Origin of the sequence: Tianweitania aestuarii, from assembly GCF_018457165.1 — a bacterium.
Lineage (GTDB): Bacteria > Pseudomonadota > Alphaproteobacteria > Rhizobiales > Rhizobiaceae > Tianweitania > Tianweitania aestuarii.
Genome location: NZ_JAFMNX010000001.1, coordinates 1,355,432 through 1,366,053, shown reverse-complemented (window position 1 = coordinate 1,366,053; position 10,622 = coordinate 1,355,432). Strand labels below are relative to the sequence as shown.

The 10,622-nt window shown below is 61.0% G+C and carries 7 protein-coding genes; 4 read left to right on the top strand and 3 right to left on the bottom strand.

Features of this window, described 5'->3' with window-relative positions:
* Positions 1–9 precede the first annotated feature (9 nt).
* Positions 10–2,322 carry an FdhF/YdeP family oxidoreductase gene (locus tag JYU29_RS06795; RefSeq protein ID WP_213983919.1) on the top strand — a complete coding sequence of 771 codons (2,313 nt, stop codon included), beginning with the start codon at positions 10–12 and terminating at the stop codon, positions 2,320–2,322.
* An 84-nt stretch (positions 2,323–2,406) separates the two neighbouring features.
* Here JYU29_RS06795 and JYU29_RS06790 read toward each other — a convergent pair whose 3' ends face one another.
* A complete protein-coding gene (locus tag JYU29_RS06790; protein ID WP_213983918.1) occupies positions 2,407–2,607 on the bottom strand; it encodes a hypothetical protein in 201 nt (66 codons plus the stop codon).
* A 164-nt stretch (positions 2,608–2,771) separates the two neighbouring features.
* Between JYU29_RS06790 and JYU29_RS06785 the strand changes: the two genes are divergently transcribed.
* Positions 2,772–3,872, top strand: coding sequence for a catalase family protein (locus JYU29_RS06785; protein WP_213983917.1), 1,101 nt, complete (start codon positions 2,772–2,774; stop codon positions 3,870–3,872).
* A gap of 63 nt (positions 3,873–3,935) precedes the next feature.
* Here JYU29_RS06785 and ssb read toward each other — a convergent pair whose 3' ends face one another.
* Entirely contained in the window at positions 3,936–4,481 is a 546-nt protein-coding gene (gene ssb, locus JYU29_RS06780) for a single-stranded DNA-binding protein (protein WP_213983916.1), read from the bottom strand.
* A 717-nt stretch (positions 4,482–5,198) separates the two neighbouring features.
* On the opposite strand from ssb, the gene uvrA reads away from it, so the two are divergent.
* Positions 5,199–8,123, top strand: a complete 2,925-nt coding sequence (gene uvrA / locus JYU29_RS06775; protein WP_213983915.1) for an excinuclease ABC subunit UvrA — start codon at positions 5,199–5,201, stop codon at positions 8,121–8,123.
* A gap of 19 nt (positions 8,124–8,142) precedes the next feature.
* Positions 8,143–8,949 carry a DUF72 domain-containing protein gene (locus JYU29_RS06770; protein WP_213983914.1) on the top strand — a complete coding sequence of 269 codons (807 nt, stop codon included), beginning with the start codon at positions 8,143–8,145 and terminating at the stop codon, positions 8,947–8,949.
* On the opposite strand, the gene JYU29_RS06765 is transcribed toward JYU29_RS06770, so the two are convergent.
* Positions 8,939–10,423, bottom strand: a complete 1,485-nt coding sequence (locus JYU29_RS06765) for an NAD(P)H-hydrate dehydratase (protein ID WP_250157198.1) — start codon at positions 10,421–10,423, stop codon at positions 8,939–8,941. The genes JYU29_RS06770 and JYU29_RS06765 overlap by 11 nt on opposite strands.
* Positions 10,424–10,622: the final 199 nt, after the last annotated feature.

Sequence of the window (10,622 nt, the reverse complement as noted above, 5' to 3'; positions counted from 1 at the left end):
GAACAGCTCATGCACGACAGCGACCATTATGAGCCCTATGAGGGACCAGCGGGCGGTTGGGGATCCGTCCAATCGCTGACCAAATACGCGCTTGAGGAAGGGCATGTCCTCAAGAACTCGGCCATCCTCGCAAAGCAGAACAAGCCTGATGGCTTTGCCTGCACAAGCTGCGCCTGGGCCAAGCCGGCAAAGCCGCATGCCGCCGAGTTCTGCGAGAACGGCGCCAAGGCGACCTTCTGGGAACTGACGACAAAGCGCGCCCAACCTGAGTTCTTCGCCAAGCATACGGTCACGGAACTGCAGACCTGGCCGGACTACGATCTGGAAGCTGCCGGACGCCTGACGCACCCCATGCGCTTCAATCACACCACGGATCGATATGAGCCGGTTAGCTGGGGCATGGCTTTTGCGGAGATCGGGCGCGAGCTTTCGGCGATCCGCGCTGTTGATCCAAAAAAGACCGTCTTCTACGCCTCAGGACGCGCGTCGCTCGAAACCTCTTACATGTATGCGCTGATGGCGCGCCTCTACGGCAACAACAATCTGCCGGACAGCTCCAACATGTGCCATGAGTCCACCTCCGTGGCGCTTCCGAAGAGCATCGGCGTGCCGGTGGGCACTGTCCGCCTCGATGATTTCGAGAAAGCCGATGCGATCTTCTTTTTCGGCCAGAATGTCGGCTCCAACAGCCCGCGCTTGCTGCATGATCTGCAGGAAGCGAGCAAACGCGGCGTACCGATCGTCACGTTCAACCCGCTGCGCGAGCGTGGTCTGGAAAGCTTCACCAATCCGCAGTCTCCCGTGGAGATGGCGACGGGCAGCGAAACCCGCATCAGCAGCGAATATTACCAGGTCAAGGCAGGCGGCGATATCGCGGCCATCACCGGCATGTGCAAGGCGCTGCTCGAGATGGACGCGCAGGCGCTTGCCGCAGGACAGCCGAGCCTGCTCGATAATGCCTTCCTCACCGAACACACGCATGGTTCGACCGAGTTCCTCGATTACGTCAGAAGCAGCGACTGGGATGAACTCGAGCGTCATTCCGGACTGACCCGCGAGGCGCTGACGAGCGCCGCGACGACCTACGCCAAGGCTGAGCGGGTGATCGGCGTCTACGGCATGGGCCTGACACAGCATAAGCTTGGCGTCACGACCGTTCGCCTTCTGGCCAATTTCCTGTTCCTGCGCGGCAATATCGGTAGGGATGGCGCGGGCATCTGCCCTGTGCGCGGTCATTCCAATGTGCAGGGTCAGCGCACCGTCGGCATCTCGGAAAAGCCCGAACTCGTGCCCCTTGACAAGCTCAGGGAGCTCTACCACTTCGAACCGCCAACGGAGACCGGCTACAGCACGGTGGATGCCTGCGGTGCGATCATTCGCGGCGAGGTAAGCGCCTTTATTGGCCTCGGCGGCAACTTCCTGCGCGCCGTGCCTGAGCGTGAGCTGATGGAAAAGGCGTGGCCGCGCATGCGCCTGACGGTTCAAATCGCCACCAAGCTCAACCGCGGTCAGCTGTTCAACGGCGAGGTTGCCTATCTCCTGCCATGCCTCGGCCGTATCGAGATCGACGAGCAGGCAAGCGGCCAGCAGGTTGTGACGGTGGAAGACAGCACGTCCTGCATTCACGCGTCGCGCGGCTTTGCCAAGCCGGCCAGCGAACATCTGCTCTCGGAAACCCGCATCGTCGCGGAAATGGCCAAGGCGACATTGCCGGACGCCGTGCAGATCCCCTGGAGCGATTGGGTCGATGATTACGGCAAGGTGCGCGATGCTATCGAAGCCACCTACCCTGACATCTTCAAGGACTTCAACGCACGCATGTTCACGCCGGGCGGTTTCCCGAAGCCGCTCGCTGCCCGTGAGCGGAAATGGAACACCGACACCGGCAAGGCGAACTTCGTTGTGCCGGAAGCCCTGTCAGCGAGCTTCCAGACGGATAATGAGCCGGATGTGCTGCGCCTGATCACGCTTCGCAGCAATGATCAGTTCAACACAACGGTCTACGGCTATTCCGATCGCTTCCGCGGCATCAATGGCACCCGCATGGTCGTGTTGATGAACACGTTGGACATGGAACGGCTGAATATCCAGAACGGCGAGATCGTCGCTATGGAAGCCGACACCAGCGATCCGTTCAAGCGCCGGATGGATGGCTTCGAGGTCGTGAACTACAACATCCCGACCGGATGCGTTGGCGCGTACTTCCCCGAATGCAACGCCCTGATCCCGCTTTGGCAGCATGCCGAAGAAAGCAAAGTTCCGGCTGCGAAGTCGGTTCCGGTTCGGGTGATCAAGATGAACACCGATCAGGCCGCGGCTTAGCCAGAAGCCCGGCCATCGGTCATCGCAACCACTGTCTTAAGAATGAACGATCCCGCTCCATAGCGGGATCGTTCTGTTTCAGCTTTATGGATTGGTCTGCGCGCCGGTCGTTCCCGCCGCCGGGACCTGTTCGCTTGGAGCGTTGGTACCCGAGTTCTGTTGGTCGGATCGCTCCACTGGGGCTGTGTCCGTCATCATTTCCTGGTCGAGCAGAGTGTGCACGGTCCAGATCGCGCCGATCAGCACGACAACCAGTACCAGGATCCAGATTTCGCGTCGCTGCATGATGTCCTCCGTGGATTGCGCGCAACAGGTCCTCTCGAACAACCACGGGATGATCCGGTTCCGCTTTCTCCTGCAAAGCAACCACAAGCTCCTGCAAAGCAACCACAAGGCGCCTTGTGAATTGTGCCGATGCTCAGCTTCATTCACTCACCAGGGAGCCCGCCATGTCGAGCCAGCCACCTCTTTCTCTGCAGCGCTACTCACCGGCTCTTGATGAGCCCACGCCTGAAGAAGCGGAAATCGGCCGCAAGATCGACGAGACGATGGGCAAGGTCCGCGAGAAGACCTATGAGGATTCCGGCCACGCTATTCGCAGCGTGCATGCGAAAAGCCACGGCATCCTGCAGGCCGAGCTGGAGATCGACGGCGATCTCCCTGATGTGCTCGCCCAAGGCATTTTTGCCCATCCCGGCCGCCATGACGTCCTGATGCGCTTTTCCACGATCCCCGGCGACATTCTTCCTGACAGCGTCTCGACGCCGCGTGGCGTGGCCATAAAGATTTTTGACGTTGACGGCGACCGGCTGCCGGATTCGGAAGGCAGCCGAAATCAGGATTTCATTCTGGTCAATGGCCCTACCTTCCAGGCCCCGGACGGCAAAGCCTTCCTCGGCAGCCTCAAGCCGATCGCAGCCACCACCGATCGCGTAGAGGGTCTGAAAAAGGTCGTGTCTGCTGCGGCGCGCGGCATCGAGACGGTCGTGGAAGCCGTCGGCGGGGAAAGCGCCATGCTGAAGAGCATGGGCGGCCAACCGGAAACCCATATTCTCGGCGACAGCTTCTTCAGCCAGCTGCCTATGCGCTTCGGCGATTACATCGCCAAGATTTCGGTCGCACCTCTATCCGACAACCTGCGCGCGCTCACCGATCAGCCGCTGGACGTCAACGGCGTACCGGATGGCATCCGCGCCGCTGTGGTCGATTTCTTCGGCAGCCAGACCGCTGTGTGGGAGATCCGCGCCCAGCTTTGCACCAATCTGGACGACATGCCGCTTGAGCCAGCCAACAAGGAATGGAGCGAAGACGAGAGTCCATATGTGCGCCTGGGCACGCTGACCGCCAAGCCGCAGCAAGCCTGGAGCGAAGAGCGTTCGCGCCTTGTCGACGATGGAATGGGCTTCAATCCCTGGAACGGCGTGGAAGCCCATCGACCGCTTGGCTCCCTCATGCGCATGCGCAAGGCGGCGTACAAACATTCCCAGCAGTTTCGCAGCGAGCGAAACGGAACGCCGGTGCAGGAGCCTGATACGCTCGACCTGCCCTGAACCGAAGCACAGGCATGATGCAAAAAGGCCGGCGATTATCGCCGGCCTTTTTGTTTTTCATGATCAGAAGGGGATCTCGTCGTCGAGATCGCGCGAGAAGCCTCCGCCTCCGCCGCCACCACCTCGGCCGCCACGATCATCGGACGGGCTGGACTGACCGAAGTCGGAACCGCCTCGGCGTCCACCGCCGCCACCGCCACCGCCGCCGTAGCTTGAGCCGCCGCCATATTCGCCCACATCCGAGCCGCCGCCGCCGCCGCGTGCGTCCAGCATCTGCAATTCGCCACGGAACTTCTGCAGCACGACTTCGGTGCTGTAGCGATCCTGACCGTCCTTGTCCTGCCACTTGCGTGTTTGCAGCGATCCTTCGAGGTACACTTTCATGCCCTTCTTCAGATACTGCTCGGCCACCTTGGCAAGGTTATCGTTGAAGATGACGACGCTGTGCCATTCGGTCTTTTCCTTGCGCTCGCCCGAATTCTTGTCGCGCCAGGTTTCGGAAGTCGCGATGCGCAGGTTGACGACCGCATCGCCGGAATTCAGCCGACGGATCTCCGGATCAGCCCCGAGGTTTCCCACCAGAATGACTTTATTGACGCTACCCGCCATGATGCTACTCCGTGCTCATCCGAAAAGTGGCCGCACCCTATAGAAGCAAGGGCGCTCTGTCGCCCGGCCTGTCTGGTTTTCCACGATCTGCCGCGAGGCAACCAAAAGATCGTTCCCTTTTTGTTCTATAGCCTTGGTTCGTTTGCTGCAACAGAAATCTTGGATAAGCCAAATGGACGAAGGCTCCGCGCTTCCATCATGGAAGACCACGGAGCCTATAATGAGGTCTGAGCCTCCGGTCGGGACGGAGCTCCCGACGCTGTCTCGGATGCTGTGCGGTTCAGCCGCGATCCGACTGCAGTCTCTGATTTTCGGTTTGCCGAACGCTATGGCGTTTTAAGTCTTTGCGCCGGCGGGACCCTGAAGTGAAGCAGAGCCCCTTCTTAACAGTCCGGTGGAGTCATGCCTGTCTCCTCGCCTTTGGCTACGCCGATCCGGCTTTCTGCCTGACGCTTCTCTCAGCCGCCCTTGTGGCATTGCCGATCGACTGAAGGAAGGATGCGCCGCTCTTGCCTCTACGTCAACCGCACCGGTGAAATGTGATCGGCTGAAACATAAACTACAAAGTTCCTCCTTTGTTCTTTTTGCTTTGCACGGCAGGAGGAAGAGGTTAATGCTGCCTGCAGACGTGGACAGACCGGGACCACGAACCTACATGCGGGATGCGTGTGCGAGCCTCGTCGCGCAACCTCCGTCACATCTTATTTGCGAGGCGGCATGGCCGACCACAAGCACATTTCCATTCGCGGCGCGCGCGAGCACAATCTCAAGAACATCGATCTCGACCTGCCGCGCGACAGCCTTATCGTGATGACGGGCCTCTCGGGGTCCGGCAAATCTTCGCTGGCGTTCGACACGATCTATGCGGAAGGCCAGCGTCGTTATGTCGAGAGCCTGTCGGCTTATGCGCGCCAGTTCCTGGAAATGATGCAGAAGCCGGACGTGGATCAGATCGACGGTCTGTCGCCTGCCATTTCCATCGAGCAGAAGACCACCAGCCGCAATCCGCGCTCGACGGTCGGCACCGTCACCGAAATCTACGACTATATGCGCCTGCTTTATGCGCGCGTCGGCATTCCTTATTCGCCCGCCACCGGCCTGCCGATCGAGAGCCAGACCGTCAGCCAGATGGTTGATCGTGTGATGGCGCTGGAGGAAGGCGCACGCCTTTTCATCATGGCGCCGATGGTTCGCGGCCGGAAGGGCGAGTACAAGAAGGAACTCGCCGAGCTTCAGAAGAAGGGCTTCCAGCGCGTCAAGATCGACGGCGAGTTCTACGAAATCGCGGACGCTCCGGTTCTCGACAAGAAGTACAAGCACGACATCGATGTCGTGGTGGATCGTGTTGTCGTGCGCGGCGACATCAAGGCCCGCCTGGCCGACAGCCTCGAGACCTGTTTGAGGCTGGCCGAAGGTCTGGCAGTCGCGGAATTTGCCGACAAGCCGCTGGAAGGAAAGCGGACGGGCGCCGATGCCGTCAACAAGTCCAAGAACGAGACGCATGAGCGCATTCTGTTCTCGGAAAAGTTCGCCTGCCCCGTCTCAGGCTTTACTATCCCCGAGATCGAGCCGCGCTTGTTCTCGTTCAACAATCCGTTTGGTGCCTGCCCGACCTGCGACGGTCTTGGCAGCCAGAGCGCCATTGATGCCGCCCTGGTGGTTCCCGAGGATCATGTAAGCCTCAAGGAAGGGGCGATTGCCCCCTGGGCCAAGTCGAGCTCGCCTTATTACGGCCAGACCCTGGAAGGCCTCGGCAAGGAATACGGCTTCAAGCTCGCCGACCGCTGGCGTGACCTGTCTGATGAGGCCAAGCAGGCCGTTCTTCATGGCACGGGTGATCGCCAGGTCGCCTTCAGCTATGATGATGGTCTGCGCGCCTACAAGACGACGAAGACCTTTGAGGGCGTCATTCCCAATCTTCAGCGCCGCTGGAAGGAAACGGAATCGGCCTGGATGCGCGAAGAGATCGAGCGCTTCATGTCGGCAACGCCCTGCCCGGCCTGCCGCGGCTATCGTTTGAAGCCGGAAGCCTTGGCCGTGAAGATCGGTGGCAAGCACATCGGCGAAGCGACCGCCTTGTCGATCCGCAACGCCGTGACCTGGTTCGAGGATCTGCCGGAAGGTCTCAGCAGCAAGCAGAACGAAATTGCCTATCGCATCCTCAAGGAAATCCGCGAGCGGCTGCGCTTTCTCAACGATGTCGGTCTGGAATATCTCACGCTGTCGCGCAATTCCGGCACGCTGTCCGGTGGCGAAAGCCAGCGCATCCGTTTGGCATCCCAAATCGGCTCCGGCCTGACGGGCGTGCTCTACGTGCTCGACGAGCCCTCCATCGGCCTGCATCAGCGTGACAATGCCCGTTTGCTCGACACACTCCGACATCTGCGCGATCTCGGCAACACGGTGATCGTGGTGGAACATGATGAGGATGCGATCCTCACAGCCGATTATGTCGTCGATATCGGCCCGGCAGCCGGCGTCCATGGCGGACAGATTATCGCCCAGGGCACGCCATCCGACATCATGGCGAATGACCAGTCGCTGACCGGCAAATACCTGTCCGGTGCAATGGAAGTCGCCCTGCCGGCTGAACGTCGGAAGGCCAAGAAGGGCAAGTCGATCAAGGTCGTTGGCGCGCGCGGCAATAATCTGCGCAATGTCACCGGCGAGATTCCGCTCGGCACTTTCACGGCGGTCACCGGCGTGTCCGGCGGCGGCAAGTCGACCTTCCTGATCGAGACCTTGTTCAAGGCAGCGTCGCGTCGCGTCATGGGCTCGCGCGAGCTTCCGGCGGAGCATGATCGGATCGAAGGTCTGGAGTTCATCGACAAGGTCATCGACATCGACCAGTCGCCGATCGGACGCACGCCGCGCTCCAATCCTGCCACCTATACCGGCGCTTTCACGCCGATCCGCGACTGGTTCGCAGGCCTGCCGGAAGCAAAAGCCCGCGGTTATCAGCCCGGCCGCTTTTCCTTCAATATCAAGGGCGGTCGCTGCGAGGCCTGTCAGGGCGACGGCGTCATCAAGATCGAGATGCACTTCCTGCCGGACGTTTACGTCACCTGCGATGTCTGCCACGGCAAGCGCTACAATCGCGAAACCCTCGATGTGACCTTCAAGGGCAAGTCGATCGCGGATGTGCTGGACATGACGGTCGAGGAAGGCGTCGACTTCTTTGCGGCCGTGCCCGTGGTTCGCGACAAGCTGGAAACGCTGAAGCAGGTCGGCCTCGGTTACATCAAGGTTGGCCAGCAGGCGACGACGCTTTCCGGCGGCGAGGCCCAGCGCATCAAGCTGGCCAAGGAGCTGTCGCGCAAGGCCACCGGCAAGACGCTGTACATCCTGGACGAGCCGACCACCGGTCTCCACTTCCACGATGTCGCCAAGCTGCTCGAACTGCTGCAGGAGCTGGTTGATCAGGGCAACACGGTTGTCGTGATCGAGCACAATCTGGAGGTCATCAAAACGGCGGACTGGCTGCTGGATCTCGGTCCCGAAGGGGGTGACGGCGGCGGCGAGCTGGTTGCGAGCGGCACGCCGGAAGACGTGGTGAAGGTCGAGCGCAGCTATACCGGCCGCTTCCTGAAGGACCTTCTCCAACGCCGGCCGGGCGCCCGCCAGGCCGAGGCCGCAGAATGACGCACGGGAGGGTGCAAGGATGAGCAAGAGCGGGACGATCCGGGCCGGTATCGGCGGCTGGACCTTCGAGCCATGGGAAGGCACGTTCTATCCCGACGATCTGCCCAAGAAGCGGCAGCTCGAATATGCCTCATCCCAGCTGCGCACGATCGAGGTGAACGGCACCTATTATCGCGGACAAACGCCCGCGACCTTTGCGAAATGGGCTGCGGACGCACCGGAGGGCTTCGTCTTTTCGGTAAAAGGCAACCGCTTCGTCACCAACAAGAAGGTGCTCGGTGAAGCGGGTGAGTCGATGAAGAAGTTCTTCGATACCGGCGTTCATGAACTCGGCGAGAAGCTGGGGCCGATCATCTGGCAGTTCGCCCCCACCAAGAAGTTCGAGCCCGACGACTTCGAAGCCTTCCTGAAGCTTCTGCCGTCCACCAGCGGCGGCGTTTCGCTTCGGCACGTTCTCGAAGTGCGCAATGCCAGCTTCATCGACCCTGCCTTTGTTGCCTTGGCTGAAAAGTACAAGACTGCGATCTGCCACGCCGATCATCACGATTATCCTGAGATCGCGGATGTCACTGCCGACTTTGTTTATTCGCGGCTCCAGAAGGGGGAGGATGACATTCCGACCGCTTATCCGGAAAAGGACCTTGAGACGTGGGCTGAGAGAGCAAAGGCTTGGGCGTCGGGTGAGCAGCCGGAGGGACTGAACTTGGCTGCGCCTGATCGCAAGCCGAAGAAGATGGCGCGGGACGTGTTCGTTTACTTCATCCACGAGGGAAAGATCCGCGCGCCGCAGGCCGCAATGGCGCTCCAGCAAAAGCTCAACGACTAATCAACTCCGCCAGGACCTTGCGGGCTGCTTGCGGCAGATCTTCCGCAGTCAGCCCGAAGCCCTCCCGCTGTCCGGCTTGCCCATGGATCCACACCGCAGCACAAGCCGCTTCGAACGGTGGCATGCCCTGCCCCAGCAGCGCCGCAACCAGCCCGGCCAGCACGTCCCCGGATCCCGCCGTCGCGAGCCACACTGTGCCATTGGTATTGATCGCAGCACGCCCATCCGATGCGGCAATCACGGTGTCCGCACCTTTATAGATCACAACCGCCTTTGCGCGGGCCGCTGCCAGCCGCGCACGTTCCACCTTCGACAGTGTCTTGTTCTCCGCCAAATCCGGAAACAAGCGGCCGAACTCACCCTCATGCGGGGTTAGCACCAGAGTTGGCTCGCCGCTGTTCCGCACAGCCAGAAAGCAGTCCAGGTCTTGCGACAGGACCGTGATGGCATCGGCATCGATCACCAGCGGCACATCACTCTCATGCATCAGGGTTTCGACAACCGCCTTCTGCTTTTCCCCGGTGCCAAAACCCGGCCCGCAAACCGCAGCATGAACCTTCCGCTCCTTGATGAACGCAAGAACATCCTCGGGCGCATCGAAGCGGTGCAGCATGGTGGCGGTCAGGTGCGTCGCCAGCGCCGCCATCGCATCCGGCGGGGACAAAACCGTCACCGCGCCAGCCCCTGCCCGCGCAGCCGCGTCCGCCGAAAGCCGCGCAGCGCCCGTGGCCGACATCTTGCCCGAGAAAACAGCGACATGACCGCGCTGGTACTTGTGCGCGATGTTTTTTGGGCGTGGCAGGGCATGCCGCCACTGGGCGGGTTCATTCGCCCATAGCTGTGGTTCGATGTCAGCCAGAACGCCGGCGGGAATGCCGATGTCCGCGACGACGACCTCACCGCACAGTGCCCGTCCGGGATATAGGAGATGACCGGGCTTTGGACGGAAGAAGGTCACGGTGCAATCGGCTTGCAACGCCTCGCCCATAACCTCACCACTCGAGCCCGAGACACCGGATGGCAGATCAACGGCGAGCACGACAGAGCCGGCAGCCTTCACCCGTTCCACCGCTTCGCGTTCTGCGCCATCCAAGTCGCGCGCCAGGCCAGCGCCGAACAGGGCGTCGATCACCAGCATGTCGGCTTGTGGCGTGAAATCCGCCAGCGCGCCCACCGCACCTTTCCATGCATCCGCCGCGCGTGCGGCATCGCTTCCCGGCTTCGGCTCAGCACTGCGCCAAACATCCACCGCCAGACCGCTTTCGCGCAATAGGCGAGCGGCAACATAGCCGTCGCCACCATTGTTGCCGGGCCCACACAAAACCGCGACCGAGCGCCTATCGGGGAACCGCGCCAAAGCCTCACGCGCCACCGAACCGCCAGCCGCCTGCATCAGGTGCCACAAGGACCTTCCAGCCTGTTCTGCGAGGCGATCGGCCTGCCCCATCTCCTTTGGCGTAAGGACTTCCATCATGTCTCCCGTTCGATCGGCTGCTGCTAAGCAAACGATCCCACTAAAGCACATTCTTCGCGCAATCTGCCTGCCATTTGTGCATCAAAAAGGCGGCGACTTGCTCTTCTCGTTTGCATAACGAGAATTTCGTTGATCCGTTTCCCAAGCATCGTCAGCTGTCGCGCGTGTTCGCGCGAAGCCTGTTGGAAGCCGCTTGAAA

Bases quoted from the DNA above. Each gene is read 5' to 3' on its own strand.
- JYU29_RS06795 (WP_213983919.1), top strand. From the start codon at position 10: ATGCACGACAGCGACCATTATGAGCCCTATGAGGGACCAGCGGGCGGT.
- JYU29_RS06785 (WP_213983917.1), top strand. From the start codon at position 2,772: ATGTCGAGCCAGCCACCTCTTTCTCTGCAGCGCTACTCACCGGCTCTT.
- JYU29_RS06790 (WP_213983918.1), bottom strand. From the start codon at position 2,607: ATGCAGCGACGCGAAATCTGGATCCTGGTACTGGTTGTCGTGCTGATC.
- JYU29_RS06765 (WP_250157198.1), bottom strand. From the start codon at position 10,423: ATGATGGAAGTCCTTACGCCAAAGGAGATGGGGCAGGCCGATCGCCTC.
- JYU29_RS06770 (WP_213983914.1), top strand. From the start codon at position 8,143: ATGAGCAAGAGCGGGACGATCCGGGCCGGTATCGGCGGCTGGACCTTC.
- ssb (WP_213983916.1), bottom strand. From the start codon at position 4,481: ATGGCGGGTAGCGTCAATAAAGTCATTCTGGTGGGAAACCTCGGGGCT.
- uvrA (WP_213983915.1), top strand. From the start codon at position 5,199: ATGGCCGACCACAAGCACATTTCCATTCGCGGCGCGCGCGAGCACAAT.